Raw genomic sequence first — 17,274 nt, forward strand, 5'->3', positions numbered from 1 at the left:
CCAGGGGACAAGCTTCGAAGTATAGCCGCCAGCCGCCGGCGAAATGACCGAAGTCCCGGGATGCCTGACGCCAGGCTATCGCAGGCGACGAGCGCGGGTCATCGAATGCGATTCTGGAAGCGCTGGCGGAGGTAGAACAGCAAGGTGGGGTGATACCACTGCTTTGACGGGCCCTCGCTGGCGTAAGGCGCGAGCCGGTTTTCGACGGCATCGCGCAGCGCGGTCTGCATCATCGGGATGGCCTTGGCCATCTGGTGGATGGGATAGGTCACGAAATTATCGGCGGTCCCGACATCGATGGTGGATTGGTAGAGGATGCCGCCGGTGTCCACGCCTTCGTCGACCATGTGCACGGTGACCCCGCAGCGTCGGCGATCGTCCATCGCCAACGCCCAGTAACCGCCATGCACGCCGCGATAGGCGGGCGTGATGCCCATGTGCGTGTTGATGAAGGGGGCGTTGATCGATCCAAGCAATTTCTTCGAGAGGATGCGTGTGCCGTTGACCACCACCGCATCGGGCGAGAGTTCCTTCAACAGGCGGATCACCTCGCGCTTGTTCGCGCTGTCGACCTTGGTGATGACCCGCGAAGGAATCGGCGAATCGTCCATCTCGTAACGCTCGATCAGCTGTTGCACCCGCTTGCGTGAACTCCTGCCCAGCCAGCGGCTGTAGATGATGAAGGCGAGTTGCCCGAGGGTCGTGGGCCAGCCCAGCGTCTTTGCCCGGTACTTGATCATGCTTCGGGACGAAGGCTTTTTTTCCAGCACCACCGCGGCGATGTCGCAGCTTTCGCGCAAACCGTTGTACATCAGCTCCGTGGACAACCCCGGCCCTGCGAGCATGACGATGCGCGGTCTAGGCGGCATGCGTGCGCTCCAGTTCCGCGGAGATCTCGCCCATGTTCAGCGACTGCATGCCATAGCGCTGTTTCAGCTCGCCGTAGTACTCGAGGATGCGCTCCAGGAAGCGCTGGTTCTCCTCGATATGCGCGCCGAAATTGTGCGGATGCCACCATAGGTGGAACAGGCGGTTGTTGATCGCCGCGTGGCGCATCGCGCGCTTGATGCGGTGCAGGCGCAAGCCATCGAGCCACGCCACCGAGGGCGAATACGGCCGCAGGAAACGGCTCGAAGGAATGTTGAACGGGCGACTCTGCGCACACTCCTCGAAGCTGTAGGTGTTGTAGCCGGTGACGTTGAGGTAGGCATCGACGAGCCGCAGGCCTCGCACCAGCGGATTCTGCTGCTCCTGGTTACGGGGCGTGTAGAAACCCGCGTACTCGTTGCCGCGATAGCACCGGATGCCCAGTTCTTCCAGCACCGGAAGATAAGCCGGGTTTCCCTGGTTGCGCGGAAAGACGAGGCTCTGGACGTCGATACCGCGTTCCCTCGCTGCGTCGATGGCGGCGACCAGGTCGGCCTTGAAGGCTTCGGCCGTCTGGCCGGGCTCGAGGCAGTAATAGTGCGAAAACGTGTGCGTGCCGATTTCCTGGCCGGGATACCTGCGGATCAGCTCGATCACTTCCGGCGCGAAGTGGTATTCGTCGTCGCTGCCCCAGCGGTGCTCGTCGATGTAGCGATAGGGCGACAACTGGGCGTTGTTGTAGGCCGGCGTATCGCGCGGCAGCTTCGAACGCAGCGCAGCGACATCCTCGAAGAAGATGAAACCCAAGGTCGCCCAGGTGGCATGCACCCCATGGGCATCGAACGATGCGAGCATCTCGCGTATGGCCTGTCGCTCGCCGCGCAGGTTGTCTTCGTAGTCCTGGATACTGCGCTTGTCGCGTACGCCCCAATAGAGCTCAAGATCCAGCGAAACGGTAAATATGCCTGGCATGAGGTCGTGCACCCATCCCGTTGATCGGTTGTCAGCCCCCTACTGAGCTATCCAGCCGGCAATCGGCACCCGTGCTCTGCCCCGACGATCCAGCGCTGCCGGGGCGAACGAATGGGATTGTTCGGGGCCGATCGTGAAGGCAGGCTGAGGCACCCGCCGGGAATACCGGCGTGCGTACAGGCTTCGTGAAGTACGGGGCGAACGGCCGGAGGCGAGCCGGTCCGGCGACCGGCAACGCCGCCCTGACCGCGTGCTGCGGTCCGGTGGATAGACAGGGATGTCGCGAGAATGGTGCGGCAGCAGGCATAGAAAATGTCACGCAAGCTGCTTATTAGAAAGCGGTTTCATGACCAAGCCCTCGGGACCTACCGCCATAGTTACCGTCACTGGACGGACCTATTCCGCCAGGCCATGGCTGCGCACTAGCTGACCGAAGCCGATGCAACCCGGCCTCTCACCATCAGCACATTGATTCCAGCGTACCCACGGGAAATATTTCCCGCTGCCCATTTCGGGCTCAGGAGGGGACCGCCATGACCAGCAAGAAGGGACCACCCAACTATCGCGACGCCGGCACAGGTCAGTTCGTAACCGAGGGCTATGCCAAGAAGCACCCTGGGACGACCGAGAAAGAACACAACAAACCTGCCCCAAAGCCGCCTAGCAAGCCCAAAAAGTAGCGCGACGCTTAGCCCGGGGAGCGCAGCCCCCCGGGCATTGGGCATGCATGTCGCAAGGACGCCTAGGTTGGTGTATCCGGCCGATCGCCTTAGGACCTACGAAGCTCGCTAGATGGCTTGGCGCCTAGCTTTGACGAATTACTGTACTGATCAAATCCGCCCACAACGAAACAACCACCGCCCCTCCCAAAAAATTTCATAAATAGCGCGCGATCGGGGTCCGAATTACCCCCAACCCATCAAACTGCTCAGGGGCCCCGACGAAATGAGACCCGGCCGCGCCTTGCCTGAATCAAAACCCGAGGGCGCCGCCGCGAGACAAACGGGTCAGGGAAGCCGCGATAGGTCAACGCTTACGCTGCCGTGCGCGCACGCGATCGAGGGCGGCATGCTTCTCCTGCTTTCTGCGTTGCAATGCACGCCACGCGGCCGCGCCAGCGGAGACCAGTAGGAAGGCGGCCATTACAGCGGCCCACCATAGATTCAGATCCTCCATCCATTCCGGGCGTGGGCGGTACGGGCGCACCAGCAATGCCGCCGCGAGCAGGTCCATGCGCGAGATTCCCCTTCTCTTCTACGAGTCATAGTCCGACGGCCGAACCACAAGAGCAAGGAACACCAATGACCAAGCGATTCATCAAGCTCGACCAGGTTAAACAGATGACGAGCCTGAGCCGTGCCGCCATCTACAAGCGCATCGCGCACGGCGCATTTCCAGCCCAAGTCAAGCTCGGGGCCACCTCGGTCTGGCTAGAGTCGGAAATAGAAGGATGGATTCAGCGCAAGGTGGACGAAAGAGATCAATCCCTGGCGCGCTCACTCGGCTCATTCATCCATGGACCCAGTAAGTAACGGCGAAGAAATGCCGCGCCCCACCAGGAGGCGAGGTGTGCGCGGCTGCCGGTGTTATTGGTGGACACCGCCGGCTGGTCCTCTAGCTTTCCCCATAGCGCACCAACTAACTAGGCCTTGGCTTCGCCTTCCGGCTTTGCTGCCTGGGCTGCCTTGAAACGCTCGACAGTGCTGGCCCATTGGACTCCGGCGCCAGCACTCTGTGGGTGTGCAGTGCTAATCGCGGCACCTTCGATGTCGACCAGGAAGTCGGTCAGGTCACGCCTCACATGGTCCGGCGTGGCGCCAGCCATGACGTATCCGACAGCGAGGCGGTTGAGCAAATCGTGCCCGCTACTCTTAGCCGCAGCGAAGCACATGCCTTCAATCTTGGCCGCATGCGCGAGTCGTTCGGGCACCCCCTGGATAGATAGCGGAGGCGCGGCCATGATCGCGCAACGCACCGGCACGGAGAGTTTGGAGCTGGCTAGCGCGGGCAGAAGTGTCTTGAGAACGGGGTGGTTCGGCGGGACGAGCAGACCGGCAGCATCAGCCATTCGGACTACAGGCTCTTTCTTCTTGATTCCAAGGGAAGCCGCGACGCGGTCGATAAGAGGGTTCTTCATTGCTCAGTCCTCCAGCAGCACGCGCGGGTCAGCGTCGGCCCTACGATGGATGATTACGCCGGCGTTCTCGGCATAGCTGATTAGGCGCTCCTCCTCCATCTCCAGCGCCAGCAGGTCGCGGTCAAGATCGGAGAGTCGCTTGTCGTAGGCCTTTGATTCGACCGCATCCGTTTCGTCGGCGTACAACGTTTCGACCTCGGCGGCCAAGGTCTTCCGAACGGAATCATGGAACAGGAAGACGAGAGCGGAGCTCGCATCTCGCATGTCCACTGTGCGACGGGCCTCCGAGATATTGGCATCGTGGATGATCACTGGAGTCGATCGATCTCGGGACATCAAGCACTGTGTCGCGATTCGGCCACGTTCTCTGAGATCAGCCAGCCACTCGTCAAGGCGAGCCATGGCCTCCCCCTTGCTGATCGAGCTCTGCTCAACCTGCACACGCTCGCTTTTGAGGCCGGACACGCGTTCGCGGATCTCGTCGATCTTTTCGCGCAAGGTGTCAATTGAGGCACTTACCCCTGAGGCAATGCCCTGGGCTTCCGTTGCGATTCTGGACTTATAGACCATTGGGGATGCCCTCGGGGATGAGTTCACGGTGTTCAGCTAGGTAGTCGTGAAGCCGACGAAAAGTTGTGGCGTCGCTGTCGAATGCCGCTTTCAGCCGCGACAGCTCTTCGGATGCGATATCGCGCACTGCGATAAGGCGCTCTAGCTCGGCCTCGAGAATTTTGAGGCTTCGCCGCCCATTCTCCGCTTCGCGCTTGTCAATCCGCGCTTCCATAAACGACTTCATATGTCGCTCTTTATCGCGGATCTGTCCCTGTAGATCGCGAACGGTATCGGCGGCATCTCGCACAGCCGCACCGGCGGCACGCTTGCGAAACGCGAGCCGATGTAATTTCAAGTAGTTCTTCACACAACCTCCTCTGCTCGGATGGTGTGTGCATTCTCGGAATAGCCGCATGCAGCGGCGATGTCACGGCGTGACAGTGCGTGGCTGTCACGTGACAGTTCGTGACGTTCCGTGACTTTTAGCTATCGCAGCTCTGCCGCCGGGACTCAATCCATCGAAGCAGATCCACGATCGAATACCAGATCCGGCCCGCCTTGAAGTAGTCCGGCCCCATTTCAGCGTTCCGCCAGTTCCTCAGCGTGCCAACGGATACTCCAATGATTGTCGCTGCTACATCGGGCTGCACACGCAGATCCGGTGTCACCTCCCTTCCTTGAGCGGTGAGTTCCGCCGCCAGCAGCGACGCCTTCGTTTCCATGGGCGTCGTCATGCCGCCACCTCGCCATCGCCAACCGGCGGAAGGATTGCCAGCAGCTCGTCACGGCAATGGACTACCGCCGCCTGAATGTCGGGCGTGATGGTCCCCGATGGAGCATCGATGGCCAGACCGGAGCCATCCCTTCGGACGGTGGCTCCGACGCTCTGCAGGATGAGAAGAACCAGGCAGGCGCTCATAATCGGAAGGTCTCTCTGGCACCCTGTTTTTCGGGTAAGTCCGCCAATCCAGAAGTTGGCGGCCTTACGCCACCAGTGTCCTCAGGAACCCGCATGGTTGAGCCATCTTCCGTAAGACCGCCAGTTTGTATGGCAGGGTTGGCGGCCTTACTAGTGGCGGCCTTACTGGCTTCCCCTAGCTTCCATGTCCAGTAGCCCCTTCCATTGTTGCCTTCGGTGAAGCGCTGCGCGATGACAGGCAGCTCCGCTTTTGCCCGTTCGATAGTGCGCGGAGAGAGACCCGCAGCATTGGCCTCGGCCTTCACCTCGTTCACCTTCACCGGGCCATCGCGGAGAATGTCGCGTAGGAATTCGATGGCATCCGCCACAGTGGACTCGTGGCCAGTCGTAGGCGCCAGCGCTTCATCAGCGGAGATATTCACCGGGTCCAGATCCCACGTCACAAAGGGAACGCCACCCAGGCCATCCATGATGGTCTCACCGATCCGATAGGAAGCGCCAGCAAGGTCAGCGCCCAGGTTGTTCTTCAGGGGCGTCATTAACCGTCGCTTCGGATCATCCTTGCATCGAGAGACGACGTAAGCCGAACGTGCGGCAGCAACAAAGGCCAGTGAGCCAGTTACGCGCCCGATCGCTTCGCCCTGCGCCTTGTTCAGATGGCTGACGCAGATGACCGACACTCTGTGGTCGCCGGCCATTTGTGCGAGCGGCGCCAGCAGCGCGCGGACCTCGGCATTATTGTGGCTGTCCGTGCCGGCCAAGTAGGCGCTCACTGGGTCGATGATGATCAGGCGGCAATCTTTCAAGCGCCCGAGCATGCTCGTGAGTGCCGGCACATCGGCCAGGGTGAACCCACGCTCGCCTTCCATGTCGCACACCGCCTTGAGGTAGTACACCTTGTTCACGTCCGCGCCAGCGGCGTCCAAACGCGGCCTCAATGTGTCGCCAGGGTCATCCTCACCCGAGACCAGCACCACCGATCCCTTCGGGCAGTGGGAGCCGTCTACCCACTTCCGCCCGGTAGATACGTGGGCGGCCATATCCATGGTCACGAGGGATTTGCCCAGGCCCGGGTGGCCGGCAAGCACGCTGAGCTTTCCCAGCGCGAAATGTGGCCGCCAAAGCCATTCGATCGGCTGCGGACTCACCGTAGCCAACGGGATGATCGAGGCGCCAACAACTGCCCGGCGCGCTTCATCGATCGCCTTTACCACCTGGCTTGCGTTATTCGTCATGCGTTGCTTGCCTCACGAAATGTGTCAGCGCCGCCATGTGCGGCGTAGTCGTTGAAGTCGCCCGCTATCGGCGGCACGGCTACGTAGCCATCCACGGCGCGCGCAGCGGCCGTCGCGGCGCGTAGGCCAGGGTTACTGCCATCGGGCTTCAGGTCGTTGTCTGCGGCGACCGTGATGCGGGCCGTCGGGTACTTGCCGCGCATCGTTTGGGAGATCGCCACCAGGTTTCCAGCAGAGAAGGCGATGGCCACCGGAAGGCCTGTAGCGTCATGCAGACTCTTTCCGGTGGCCCACCCTTCGCAGACGATGATGTGATCGGCCACAGGGCCGCCAAGGCAGGCGTAGAGGCCCTGGACGCGTCCGCCACGCAGGAAGCGCTTCTGACCGTCGGCGCGGATCCTCTGAAGATTGCAGATGCGCCCTTTGTCGTCGCGGAGCGGGACCAGCAGGAAACCGCAACGTTCACGAGCGCCAGCGGGTGTGATGCCCTTTCTCTGGAGGTAGGGGTGATGTTCGTTCGCCGGCAGCGACTCTTGCCATTGAGCATTGGCCTCACGCTTCGCGAGCTCTTGCTGGTGTCGCACCTGTGCATCACGGGCCGCCTTAGCCTGCTCGATCGCGATGCGCTGCTTCTCGCGCTCTGCCGGCGTCATGGGATCGCTAGAGCCCAGCACCACCGTTTCGCGGATGTCTCGGGCCCAATGGCCAAAGGCGACCACCGGCCGCGGACCATCGGAGAAGACCACGCACCAGACGTTGCGCTTGCCCCTCTTGTCGTCTTCGGAGTCGAAGCGGCATAGCACGCCGTCAGGCCGAATCCGCGAAGGGTCTGCCGGCGCCACGCCGTTCGCAGGGAGCACGTCGATAACCGAAGCGAGTACGTTGGTCATACACCGACCTCCGCCAGCAGCTCGGTCACTTCTTTCATCAGGGAGCGGGCGGCCCAGCAGGCGGCTGGAAGCGTCTCCTCCGCCAGGTTCGACGTCTTTGCCGAGCCGATCAGGTCGATGATCGCCATGGCCTTGTGAATGCGATCGTCGATGGCGTCGAGCAGGTCAAGTCGCTTTCCGGCTGTGTTCGACGCCTGCGTCGCTTCGGAATCGTGGATGAGGAATCGGCGGGTGTGACTGCTCATACCTGGCCCTCCAGGCTGCCGACCAGGCCGCGCACCATCTCCAGCAGCATTTCCATGCCGCATGCACGGTCGGTCTCGATACCGTCCTGAGCACCATCCCTCGCCATACCGATGAGTGACTCAAGAGTGCGAAGCGCCAGCGCAACCACCAAGTCGGCGGGGACGCTCTCTTTCACTTCGAACACGTTCCCGTCTGCAGCGGGAATGTCGTAGAAGCCGCTACCGAAGGTGATGGGGCCTTTATCGCGCATCATGGCTTCACCTCCAACGCATTGACGATCCCTTGGATCATCTGCAGCTGGTAGACAAGTCCCCAGAGACAAGCGGCAATGTCCCCGGGACATTCGCGAATTCCGCCTCCCTCAGTCGAAAGGCCTTCGGCGATGACGTTCGCCGTGCCAATAGCCGCCTCAAGGAGGCAGTTCGCATCGCTCGCCATTGAGGCGTTCGTGGTCCTCGCTCCGATGCTGTACTCGCCGTTGATCTTGAGCAGCCGGTGTTGCACGGCCTGCGTTCCGATGGGGGTAACCTGAGCAACGGTGTTCATGCGCAGATCTCCAGTGAATTGCCGCGCGCAGCGACGAGCCGGAGATTGGGCCGAGTCTTCACAGGCTCTTGCGCGGCCATGAGCGCAAGCAACTGGCACACCCGGGCCTCGCTGACCAAGGAACCGCCCGCACGAACAGGAGGCGCCGGCGGGGTGCAGGCGGTGACGTCAGGCCACAATTTGGCCAGCTCGTCCACCAAACGATCGACGGTGCTGGCAGGAATGGCCTTGGATAGCCGCTTGGTGGCGGCACGGATGCGCGCGTGCGCGATAGACGTGACTTGGGTGTGCTTCGTCATGACGGGATCCTTGAGTGTTGGGATCCGCCGCCAGCCGTTTCCACACAGAGGCGACGGACGTGCCGGGGTGGAAAACCGGGACTCAAGGAACCCGGCCAGGCCGAAGCCTGCCCGACACGCCCGCCATAAAAGCTGGGCATGACGCAACAAAAAAGCGCCGTTGCGGCGCCGTTGCGCCTTGAGTTACTCGGGTTTCCACGCCCGGTCGCCGATTTTGCGGCGACGGCTGGAATATGCGCCCGGCCTTGGTCGGCAGTCAAGAGGTGCATGGTTAGGGCACCTCGTCGTACGGAGTCTTGAGACCACTGCCACCAGCGGTGCCGGCGCCCACGCCGTTGGTGGCCGGGCTGTAGTCATCGGCCTCCATGCCGGCGGAGATAACGGCCGAGCCGACGATCATGCGGCCATAGACCACTGGCACCGGATTGCCCTGAGCCGTGGTGTTCACGGGCCCATTGAAGACGTAGCTGGCCTGGTTGTCGGCGCTGTCGGCGTTCTTCTGCAGCTTGGCCTGCGGTGAAAGCATCTGAACGATGCCGCCGGCGACCATGCCGATGCCTAGGCTTGTGACTGCCCCTCCGACCGGCGCCGCCAGTCCCCAGCTGGAGGCCGAGATAGCTGCGCCAGCGACGATCAAGGCAACTCCCAGGACCGTTTGGAGTAGACCGCTCTTCGAACCCATCAGCACAGGTGCAATGGTGATGCAATCGCCTGCGGGCTCATTCAGTTGATCGCGGCCGATGTTTTCCTTGTGTTGGCCGCGACCACGGAAGACAGCAAACGTCAGGCCCTTTTGGTGCGCCGTGGCGAAGTAGTCTCGGGCACCGGGAAAGTTGGCCAGGATCCATCGCATGGCCTCGGCCGTGCACTTCGTATCCAGATGCACCTGGTGAGAGCGTCCGTAACGTTTGCCCAGCGTGCCTACCAATTTGATTTCGGTCGGCGTCGTCATGCGGCGACCCTCGCCGGCATTTTTTCGGCGCGGGCATTGAGCTCGCTGGCGAACCCTTCATCGCGAAGGGTGCGGGCGACGCATGGCGCACAGATGGTGTACTCGGTTACCAAGCTGCCGGACGTGTGGGTGACCGTCATGGCGGCGTGGTGGTTGCGGATCCGCTTTTCGCAGCCAAGGCAGTGACGACGATCGAGCCGGCTCATGCATCACCCTTCGGCTCTGCCAGCCAGGCGCGCACATCCTCAGCACGCCAGGCTGTGACGCGATCGGAAAGCTTGATGGGCTTGGGGAATTTGCCTTCCTTGACCCAGCGCCAGAGCGTGGTCGCTCCGATGGGTAGGATGGAACCGACGAGCTGCGCCTGGCGCAGGTAGCCGGTAGATGGAATGTCGTGAAGCTGCATTGCACGTCACCGTGTGTTGTGGTGACGCGCAAACTATCCAGGATATTGGCCGAGCAAAACAGAGGGTTTGGGTCTAATCTCCCTTGTATCGTTTGGACCAGTATTGATCGCGCAGCGTGTATGCGCTTCGGTCAAATCGAAAATGCACGCGCAGCAGCTGTGAAGCCACCTCAAAGGCGGACGGCTTTGCTGCCGACTCACCCAATGGGTACCCGTATCTTTCGTGAAGCGCAGCGATAAGGCCAATCACGGCCTGCGCGCCACCAGCTCTCGAAGGCTTGTTACCCCTCTTCGCTCGTTCGAGGCCAAACGCTTGGCCCAACGTGACGCCGCCAGCAGCGTGTCTATCTAGAGCACTCACTGTGAACGCCCGCACTTCCTCTGATATCGGCTCGTTTGCCGTCAGTTGACGACGGAGCCAATAAAGGTACGAAGATGCCGCTGGCAGATCATCGCCCGACAGCGCGTTCGCAGTCACCTGCGTGCCATCGATGTTCATATACGGCCGCACATCAGCCCAGAGCTTCTGCAGCTCATCTGGATCAAGTGGAAAATCTGCGGTATCGGAAACCATATGCGCACCTTCGCTGCGCCCTTCGAAGGAAGCCACGGCAACGGGTGAAGGTTTCCCGCTTTCGGCTGGCCGGCCTAGCCGTGGCGAGCCCATGCTACTGCGGTTATCAATCTGAAGCATGCGCCTAGCAGCACCAACGTTTCCCAGGCACGTTCTGCAACGCACCCGTACGCGTTGCAGTTGCGATTGGCTGGCAGCGTACCTCGACGCCGACTCGGTCTCGCGCCTATACCATTTAGGTGATCGGTCATCCGCTGGATCTTTGGCACAATCGCGCCGGGGGATCCGGGCGAATTACGGTTCGCATGGGTCGATGGAAGTGACACATGGAGGAACTATGACTATCCAACTGATCAAGTGCGCAGCGCTGATCGTCGCCACTGTGGTTGTCGCCGGCTGCGCAACAGCGCCACAAGGTCCACCGCCGCCAGCCTCCCTTGTATTCCCGAATGCGCAAGCATCAAATCTTGCCTCGCGTTTCACTGCCCTCTGCGGAACCGGTGGAGCACGCATCATCAGCAGCTCTGCCTACATGGTGGAGTGTGCCCGCCCGATGGGTGATAGCTTCAAGGAGACGATGTATAAGGCGCTGGCCGTCGAACAACGCGGCGCATCCAATCCCGATTTTCATTTGCAATGGAGCTTTGTCGATGTGCCTGGCGGAGCCCAAGTGTCTGCCCATACGTGGATCGAGCATCAAAACGCGTTTGGAAAGAATGAGCGTGATGACGTTGGCCCAGGTGAAGCAGGCCGAGTAATGGAAGGTGCCCTAGCTGCATGGAAAGAACACCATGCAGGCAATGGCGATACTGGGCGTGTTAGTGGACCTTCGGCGCCAGCAAACGCCCCTTTGGAAACCAAAGTGGCCATGCTGGATCTGATGCGAGCCCAGCAAGTTGCCAAGGATCAGAACTGTTCGAACACGCGCACCAGTGGCCAGGGCTTCCGCGCGTCCTGCGGACAGTATGACCTTCTCATTGACTGCGATGCGACGAAGTGCCGTCCAGTGCGTACGGTGCAGTCTGAGGCCGTCACTCAGTAAGGTATTTGCGCACGGATCTTTCGCTGGATTGCACGATGTAAGAACAACCGATAGATGGGATGCGGAATGAAACGTGATTGGGATCTGGTGAGGCAAATCCTCCTTGAGCTGGAGGAAGTTGGGCACGATAGGGTCGTAGTGCACGACGACGGGCAAGATACCAATGTCTTCGGCTACCACTGCAAGCTGATGCACGACGCTGGATTGATCGAAGCAAACATTACCGAGTACCACGGCGGAGCCATTTCTGGTCAAGCTGTTCGGATGACCTGGGCTGGCCATGAATTCCTGGACAGCATCCGTCCGAAGAGCACATGGGAAAAGGTGAAAATGCAGGCCAAGGAAAAGGGCATCGGCTTGACGTTGGACGCGATCAAGACACTCGCCGAGATAGCGATGAAGGCAGCGATCGCCGGCTAGCGCGGCGCCCTTTCGCTGTTGCGCCAGCCGCAGGTTGCAAACAAAAAAAGCCCCGCCGAAGCGGGGCTGTGAGTGCGCACTCAAGCCGTCTTGCGCTCTCTTTCCAGATATTCGGCGACAGGCCCTTGATCAGAGCCTGCCGCTTTCGCACGACGCTCTGCTTCCTCGAGCTTTTCACTCATGATCTGCTTGATCTCGCTCACAGCGAAACGGTTCAACATGTCGCGAATCAACGGCTGATAGGCCACGCCCCGACATTCCGCTATGAACTTCAAGTTCTGAATGAGCGAACGCTCCAGGCGAATGGATACCGGATGCAGGTTGAGCGAGCTGTCGATAGCCCTACAGAGGTCATCGCTGATGACTTCCGCGTGGTCCATGCTGCGACCGAGCTCCCCCGATTCCCACGGGTCGTGCTGTTCGGCTGCTTTGGACTTGGCGTTCATGGTCATTCCCTCAAAAGTCACTTGGTTGCCCTTTAGCTCGGTAGATCGCGAGCTCCTCAGCATTGGCGCTGTAGGCGGTACGAATATGGAGCCCATCCTCCTTCGGGATGAAGCAAACTTTCAGCAGGCGCCGATGATTGGTGAAGGCAACGAACCACACGGTCGGCGGATCCGTGCGGTGCTCTTCTCGAGTGTCATAAAGAATTTTGCCAGTTCGATTCGCGAAGGCCTCTTCGACCTCCTTCCGACTGACGCTGTGTTTGTCAGTCAGCTTCTGCTGCACTTTTGCAGAGATGATGATGCCCATCTCGAACGTCCCTGTACGTGATGCTCGTCAATGTATATACAAACCCGAATGTTCCGCAATAGCCCAGAGGCTTACCTGTATATACATCGCTCGGTTCAAGAATAACTTTAGCCAAATGATGCCCCGATGAATAATGCAGCCGAGCACCCGCATTGTTCATAAAAATGACCAAATATCAGCAGCTTGCGTGAATTCGACCCACAGCAGATACACTGCGCCAGCTTCACCGGCGCAGTGTATCTGCCGTCAGGAGACGGTTTGACGCAGCCGGCACCGCAGGGATGACCGCTACCCTGAGCCCGTCTAGATAGTCCGCCCAAGCCTGCATCATGCGTTTGCGTTCATCCATGTATTGGGCGCGGTTATAGGCGGCGCGCACCTTGTTTCGCTCGGCGTGTGCGAGTTGGCGCTCGATCACGTCCGGTGCCCATCCCATTTCGTTGAGACGGGTTGACGCCATTGCACGGAAGCCATGGCCGGTCATGGTGTCCTTGTCGAAGCCCATTCTGCGCAGAGCTGCGTTGACGGTCCCATCGGACATCGGCCGCTGGCGGCTACGCTCACTGGGAAACACGAATCGGCCATTGCCCGTCAGTGGTTTCAGCTCTCGCAGCACGGCCACGGCCTGTGGCGATAGTGGGATGGCGTGCTCCTCGCGCACCTTCATTTTTCCTGCAGGGATGCGCCACAGTGCCGCCTCCATGTCGACCTCCGACCACTCTGCTTGCCGCAGTTCACCAGGCCGCGCAAAAACCAGCGGGGCCAGCTTCAAGGCGCAACGCACTACAAAGCTACCGGCGTAACCATCGATGGCACGCAGCAGCTCGCCCACCTTGAGAGGGTCTGTCACCGCGGCGCGATGCGTGGTTTTGGCTGGCGTCAGCGCGCCACGTAGGTCCGCAGTAGGGTCACGGCTGGCACGATGGGTTGCGATGGCATAGCGAAAGACCTGGCCACAACGCTGCTTCGTTCGGTGAGCCGTCTCGTGGGCGCCCCGATCCTCGATCCGGCGTAGCAACCTCAACACCTCGGGTGGGTCGATATCGGCAATTGGCCGATCACCCATCCAAGGGAACACCAGGTCATCAAAGGTCCAGCGGGCTTTCTCGAGCGTAGCCGGTGCCATCCGGCCGGCCTGCTTTGCCAGCCACTCCTCGGCAATGACCGCGAAGCTGTTGGCGGCTCGCTCAGCGCCAGCCGCCTTAGTGGCCTTCCGGTGTTCGCCAGGATCAACGCCGGCCGCCAGTAGTCGCCGCGCCTCGTTGCGCTTCTCTCGGGCGTCAGCCAGTCCGGTATCCGGATAGGTACCCATGCTCAGCGTCTTGCGCTTGCCGCCATTGCGATAGTCGAAGCGCCACCAGCGAGACCCGTTCGGGTTGAGCAGCAGGTAGAGGCCCGCACCATCCGAGAGTTTCAATGGCTTGTCGGATGCCTTGGTTTTCCGGATCGACGTATCGGTAAGCGGCATGACGGTAACACCCATGACGGTAAAGCTAACTACCGCCAAAGTTACCGTCACTTACCGCCGGCTTCAACGGGATGACATGGAACCTATCGGCACAAAAAAGCCCGCTCTTATGCGGGCTTTCGGGCTTTTGCGGTATTTGATGGAACCGCACGGAATGACCTTTTGGTGCCGGCAGCAGGAGTCGAACCCGCGACCTACTGATTACAAATCAGTTGCTCTACCAACTGAGCTATACCGGCATGGGAGGGGGAGTCTAGCAGGCTGCCGCCGCGACTCAAAAACAGCCGGTGCTGTGCGAGCCCACGCCGTGCACGCGGCTGCGCCAGTCGGCACGGCCGTTGTCGGCGATCACCACGTCCAGCCAGTACTCGGGAACGCTTTCCGTGCGCTCGCTCATCTGGGCGGGAAAGCCGGCCGACACGACCTGGTCGCGGCGACGGCGGGCATTGGCCGGATCCTTGAACAGGCCGAGCGAGATCGTGTTGGACTGATCGCCACTGCTCACGATGAAGTATTCGCCCACGTTCGCGGCGCTGAGACGGCGCCCCAGTTCCAGGGCCCGTTCGCGACTGCCGCCGCCGGGCAGATAAACCCACCAGCCGGTGGTCTGCGTGGTCTGCTCCTGGCGCGAACGCATGCGCGCCGCCTGGTTGCTGAGAGCGCTGCGGGCAGTGCGCATGTCCACCTGGGTGGCGAACGGGCCCAGTGCCATGCAGGTGTAGGACGTCTGCCGTGGCGGCGTCACTGGCGTCGGCGTCGGGGCCGGTGGAGTCGATGCCGTGGACGCTGCCGGCGCGTCGGCCACGGAAGCAGGCGCGCCGGGCACGGCGGAAGCCGCAGACGCGGGCGGTGCCGGCCGTTCGCTGAGCAGATGCAGTTCGGGCACGCCCGCATCGGTGGCGCTGCGCCCGTGCACGTCGTCCTGGCCGAGCAACAGCCACGCGCCTACCGCGATATTGAGTGCGATCAGCAGAACGAACAGCAGGCGCAGGAACATCTTGGATCCGTCATGCAAACGACCAGAGCCGGCATTCTAGAGAGCCGGCGCCACGGGGGAATGTGCATCCGACCACACAGCCAGACCACGCAATACGCTGTCGTTGCTGAGCCGCGCGGGCACGGCGAGCAGAGGCAGCACGGCCTCCGCGTCGCCACCACCGAGGATAAGCACCGGCGAGCCGCCCAGCGAGGCGGCCATGTGCGAAACGAAGCGCTCGATCAAGGCGGCCGTCGCCTGCCAGCATCCGGAGGCCACCGCGTCGGGCGTGTTGTCCGCCACGTCCAGCACCTGCCCCGGCCGTTCCACCTGCACGCGCGTGGTGGCTCCGAGCAAGGACTGCTGCATCAGCTGCGGTCCCGGCGCGATCAAGCCACCCAGATGCTGGCCATCGGCCGTCAGTGCGTCGAGCGTTAATGCCGTGCCCAAACCGGCAAGCACGCAGGCGATGGGCTCGTCGGCGTGGGCCGCCACCATCGCGAGGAAACGATCCACGCCAAGACGCGCCGGCTCGGGGTAGGCATTGCGAATGCCGCACGCCTGGGCCGGCGTGCGCAGCCATTCGATGTCGCGCGCGAAACACGCGGCGACGACCGCCGCCACTTGCGCCTCGCGTCCCGTATCGACCACGGAAGCGCCGAACACATCGCCAGGTACCGGCAGGCTGCGCCAGGCCTCGTGCAGTGAGAGCACGACGTCTTCGTTCCATGCCACCGCGCCATGCGCATGCCAGCCGGCGCCTTCGCGCAGCGCCCACTTCAGGCGCGTATTGCCCAGATCCAGCAGCAGCCTCATGTGCGACGCACCGAAACGTCGGCGCTGTCGATGCTGTGCACGCCCTCGGCGGTCTGCAGCAGCAACGCGCCGCGCGCATCGACGCCGGCGCCCACGCCGTCCATCGAACCCTGGGCGCCCTGCACGCGCAACGCCTTGGCATGCAGCAGGTCGTGCGCGGCGTACTCGTCGACGAATGCGCCAAAGCCTTTGCGCTCAAACTGCCCCAGCCCTTCCACCAGCGCACCGATCAAGGCAGCGGCGACGCGGTTGCGATCCGGCGCCACGCCACCGGCGAGACCGACCAGATCGTTCACCGGCTGGCCGGCCTGCTCACGCAACACCGGCGTGAGCCGCACGTTGAGGCCGACACCGATGATCGCGGCGCACGGCCCCTGGTACTCGCCACTCAGCTCCACCAGGATGCCCGCCAGCTTGCCGGCATCGCTCAGCACGTCGTTCGGCCATTTGAGACCGGCGCCCTCAATGCCCAGCGTCGCCAGCGTACGCATCACGATGACGCCCACCGCCAGCGACAGACCCGACAACGAGGCGAAGCCCGCATCGAATCGCTTGAGGCAGGACAGATAGATGTTGAGGCCCGGCGGCGACAACCAGCTGCGTCCGCGACGCCCACGGCCAGCGCTCTGCGTCTCGGCGAGGATCACGCTCAGGTCAGGCAGCGTGGTCGCGCGGCGCTGGATCTCACTGGAGGTTGAGTCGATCTCCCAGTGCAATTCCAGCTCGCCCAGCGACGCACGCGTGGATGGCGACAGCGCCGCCCGGATCGCCGACACGTCCAGCAGTTGCAGCGGCCATGGCAGGCGATAGCCCGCCGTACCCTGCGATTGCACCGGCACGCCGCGAGCGCGCAGCGATTCCACCTGCTTCCAGATCGCCGCGCGGGTGACGCCGGCGCGCTCGGCCAGCTGGGCACCGGAAATTGTGCTTCCTTCAGCCAGCGCCATGAGCAGCTCCTGCGCCTGCATTACCGCGCGCCCATATCCGACGCGCCACGGGCCACGGCACGACAGACAAGAAGGGACAAGAAGAAGAGACGACGCATCGGAGAATTCTAACTTGCCCTGCGACAGAGCCGCAGGCCATGGCCACGCCTGCGTCCCATGACTTCTGGGATTCGCGGCATTTTTCGTACCGTTTCAGGGCACTGGCATCAGCCCCCCGTTTCTGCCAGCATCGGGATCTTGGATTGCGGATCAAGGGG

27 protein-coding genes and 1 tRNA gene are annotated in these 17,274 nt (G+C 61.9%); 4 read left to right on the top strand and 24 right to left on the bottom strand.

Features of this window, described 5'->3' with window-relative positions:
* Positions 1-98: 98 nt before the first annotated feature.
* Both CA260_RS17305 and CA260_RS17310 read right to left on the bottom strand, forming a co-directional pair.
* Entirely contained in the window at positions 99-869 is a 771-nt protein-coding gene (locus CA260_RS17305; protein WP_111984246.1) for a formyl transferase, read from the bottom strand.
* Positions 859-1,839, bottom strand: coding sequence for a polysaccharide deacetylase family protein (locus tag CA260_RS17310; RefSeq protein ID WP_111984247.1), 981 nt, complete (start codon positions 1,837-1,839; stop codon positions 859-861). The genes CA260_RS17305 and CA260_RS17310 overlap by 11 nt, the downstream gene beginning before the upstream one ends.
* 533 nt (positions 1,840-2,372) lie before the next feature.
* On the opposite strand from CA260_RS17310, the gene CA260_RS17315 reads away from it, so the two are divergent.
* The gene (locus CA260_RS17315; protein WP_111984248.1) at positions 2,373-2,519 is read left to right on the top strand and encodes a multidrug transporter; all 147 of its coding nucleotides are present in this window, start codon (positions 2,373-2,375) and stop codon (positions 2,517-2,519) included.
* A gap of 346 nt (positions 2,520-2,865) precedes the next feature.
* On the opposite strand, the gene CA260_RS17320 is transcribed toward CA260_RS17315, so the two are convergent.
* Positions 2,866-3,072: a hypothetical protein gene (locus CA260_RS17320; RefSeq protein WP_111984249.1), complete on the bottom strand. Its 207-nt coding sequence runs from the start codon at positions 3,070-3,072 to the stop codon at positions 2,866-2,868.
* Positions 3,073-3,140: 68 nt separating this feature from the next.
* Here CA260_RS17320 and CA260_RS17325 point away from each other — a divergent pair, with 68 nt between their 5' ends.
* Complete coding sequence (locus CA260_RS17325) at positions 3,141-3,371, top strand: helix-turn-helix transcriptional regulator (protein ID WP_111984250.1); 231 nt, start codon at positions 3,141-3,143, stop codon at positions 3,369-3,371.
* Between the two features lie 110 nt (positions 3,372-3,481).
* Here the strand turns inward: CA260_RS17325 and CA260_RS17330 are convergent, their stop codons facing one another.
* The 14 genes from CA260_RS17330 to CA260_RS20980 all read right to left on the bottom strand — a co-directional run bounded on the left by CA260_RS17330 (position 3,482) and on the right by CA260_RS20980 (position 10,595).
* Entirely contained in the window at positions 3,482-3,976 is a 495-nt protein-coding gene (locus tag CA260_RS17330; protein WP_111984251.1) for a hypothetical protein, read from the bottom strand.
* 3 nt (positions 3,977-3,979) lie between these two features.
* Positions 3,980-4,546, bottom strand: coding sequence for a hypothetical protein (locus CA260_RS17335; RefSeq protein ID WP_111984252.1), 567 nt, complete (start codon positions 4,544-4,546; stop codon positions 3,980-3,982).
* Positions 4,536-4,895, bottom strand: a complete 360-nt coding sequence (locus CA260_RS17340) for a hypothetical protein (protein ID WP_111984253.1) — start codon at positions 4,893-4,895, stop codon at positions 4,536-4,538. The genes CA260_RS17335 and CA260_RS17340 overlap by 11 nt, the downstream gene beginning before the upstream one ends.
* A 115-nt stretch (positions 4,896-5,010) precedes the next feature.
* Positions 5,011-5,262: a helix-turn-helix domain-containing protein gene (locus CA260_RS17345; protein WP_111984254.1), complete on the bottom strand. Its 252-nt coding sequence runs from the start codon at positions 5,260-5,262 to the stop codon at positions 5,011-5,013.
* A 181-nt stretch (positions 5,263-5,443) separates the two neighbouring features.
* Positions 5,444-6,682: an AAA family ATPase gene (locus CA260_RS17355; protein WP_111984256.1), complete on the bottom strand. Its 1,239-nt coding sequence runs from the start codon at positions 6,680-6,682 to the stop codon at positions 5,444-5,446.
* Positions 6,679-7,572, bottom strand: a complete 894-nt coding sequence (locus CA260_RS17360; RefSeq protein ID WP_111984257.1) for a toprim domain-containing protein — start codon at positions 7,570-7,572, stop codon at positions 6,679-6,681. The genes CA260_RS17355 and CA260_RS17360 overlap by 4 nt, the downstream gene beginning before the upstream one ends.
* Positions 7,569-7,817, bottom strand: coding sequence for a hypothetical protein (locus CA260_RS17365; protein WP_111984258.1), 249 nt, complete (start codon positions 7,815-7,817; stop codon positions 7,569-7,571). Before CA260_RS17365 ends, CA260_RS17360 begins: the two co-directional genes overlap by 4 nt.
* Positions 7,814-8,071 carry a hypothetical protein gene (locus tag CA260_RS17370; protein WP_111984259.1) on the bottom strand — a complete coding sequence of 86 codons (258 nt, stop codon included), beginning with the start codon at positions 8,069-8,071 and terminating at the stop codon, positions 7,814-7,816. The genes CA260_RS17365 and CA260_RS17370 overlap by 4 nt, the downstream gene beginning before the upstream one ends.
* On the bottom strand, positions 8,068-8,364 hold the full coding sequence (locus CA260_RS17375; protein ID WP_111984260.1) for a hypothetical protein: 297 nt from the start codon (positions 8,362-8,364) through the stop codon (positions 8,068-8,070). Before CA260_RS17375 ends, CA260_RS17370 begins: the two co-directional genes overlap by 4 nt.
* Positions 8,361-8,663: a hypothetical protein gene (locus CA260_RS17380; protein ID WP_111984261.1), complete on the bottom strand. Its 303-nt coding sequence runs from the start codon at positions 8,661-8,663 to the stop codon at positions 8,361-8,363. Before CA260_RS17380 ends, CA260_RS17375 begins: the two co-directional genes overlap by 4 nt.
* A gap of 271 nt (positions 8,664-8,934) precedes the next feature.
* Entirely contained in the window at positions 8,935-9,615 is a 681-nt protein-coding gene (locus tag CA260_RS17385; protein WP_191983777.1) for a tail assembly protein, read from the bottom strand.
* Positions 9,612-9,821 (bottom strand): hypothetical protein, encoded by a 210-nt coding sequence (locus CA260_RS20975; protein WP_146745369.1) that lies wholly within the window; start codon positions 9,819-9,821, stop codon positions 9,612-9,614. Before CA260_RS20975 ends, CA260_RS17385 begins: the two co-directional genes overlap by 4 nt.
* Positions 9,818-10,021 (bottom strand): helix-turn-helix transcriptional regulator, encoded by a 204-nt coding sequence (locus tag CA260_RS17390; protein ID WP_111984262.1) that lies wholly within the window; start codon positions 10,019-10,021, stop codon positions 9,818-9,820. The genes CA260_RS20975 and CA260_RS17390 overlap by 4 nt, the downstream gene beginning before the upstream one ends.
* A 73-nt stretch (positions 10,022-10,094) precedes the next feature.
* The gene (locus CA260_RS20980) at positions 10,095-10,595 is read right to left on the bottom strand and encodes a hypothetical protein (RefSeq protein WP_146745370.1); all 501 of its coding nucleotides are present in this window, start codon (positions 10,593-10,595) and stop codon (positions 10,095-10,097) included.
* 337 nt (positions 10,596-10,932) lie between these two features.
* Here CA260_RS20980 and CA260_RS20985 point away from each other — a divergent pair, with 337 nt between their 5' ends.
* Together CA260_RS20985 and CA260_RS17395 are read left to right on the top strand one after the other, a co-directional pair.
* Positions 10,933-11,637: a hypothetical protein gene (locus tag CA260_RS20985; protein WP_146745371.1), complete on the top strand. Its 705-nt coding sequence runs from the start codon at positions 10,933-10,935 to the stop codon at positions 11,635-11,637.
* Between the two features lie 66 nt (positions 11,638-11,703).
* Entirely contained in the window at positions 11,704-12,057 is a 354-nt protein-coding gene (locus tag CA260_RS17395; protein ID WP_172461883.1) for a DUF2513 domain-containing protein, read from the top strand.
* An 80-nt stretch (positions 12,058-12,137) separates the two neighbouring features.
* Here CA260_RS17395 and CA260_RS17400 read toward each other — a convergent pair whose 3' ends face one another.
* The 7 genes from CA260_RS17400 to CA260_RS17430 form a co-directional block, all read right to left on the bottom strand.
* Complete coding sequence (locus CA260_RS17400) at positions 12,138-12,503, bottom strand: hypothetical protein (RefSeq protein WP_191983778.1); 366 nt, start codon at positions 12,501-12,503, stop codon at positions 12,138-12,140.
* Positions 12,504-12,513: 10 nt separating this feature from the next.
* Positions 12,514-12,810 carry an ADP-ribosyl-(dinitrogen reductase) hydrolase gene (locus tag CA260_RS17405; protein ID WP_111984264.1) on the bottom strand — a complete coding sequence of 99 codons (297 nt, stop codon included), beginning with the start codon at positions 12,808-12,810 and terminating at the stop codon, positions 12,514-12,516.
* 223 nt (positions 12,811-13,033) lie between these two features.
* Positions 13,034-14,278: a tyrosine-type recombinase/integrase gene (locus CA260_RS17410; protein WP_172461884.1), complete on the bottom strand. Its 1,245-nt coding sequence runs from the start codon at positions 14,276-14,278 to the stop codon at positions 13,034-13,036.
* Between the two features lie 163 nt (positions 14,279-14,441).
* Positions 14,442-14,517: transfer RNA gene (locus CA260_RS17415), tRNA-Thr, on the bottom strand.
* A gap of 35 nt (positions 14,518-14,552) precedes the next feature.
* Positions 14,553-15,275 carry an SPOR domain-containing protein gene (locus tag CA260_RS17420; protein WP_111984265.1) on the bottom strand — a complete coding sequence of 241 codons (723 nt, stop codon included), beginning with the start codon at positions 15,273-15,275 and terminating at the stop codon, positions 14,553-14,555.
* Between the two features lie 36 nt (positions 15,276-15,311).
* Positions 15,312-16,070: a type III pantothenate kinase gene (locus tag CA260_RS17425; protein WP_111984266.1), complete on the bottom strand. Its 759-nt coding sequence runs from the start codon at positions 16,068-16,070 to the stop codon at positions 15,312-15,314.
* On the bottom strand, positions 16,067-17,038 hold the full coding sequence (locus CA260_RS17430) for a biotin--[acetyl-CoA-carboxylase] ligase (RefSeq protein WP_111984267.1): 972 nt from the start codon (positions 17,036-17,038) through the stop codon (positions 16,067-16,069). Before CA260_RS17430 ends, CA260_RS17425 begins: the two co-directional genes overlap by 4 nt.
* Positions 17,039-17,274 lie beyond the last annotated feature (236 nt).

Source organism: Dyella jiangningensis (assembly GCF_003264855.1).
In the GTDB taxonomy this organism is placed as follows: domain Bacteria; phylum Pseudomonadota; class Gammaproteobacteria; order Xanthomonadales; family Rhodanobacteraceae; genus Dyella; species Dyella jiangningensis_C.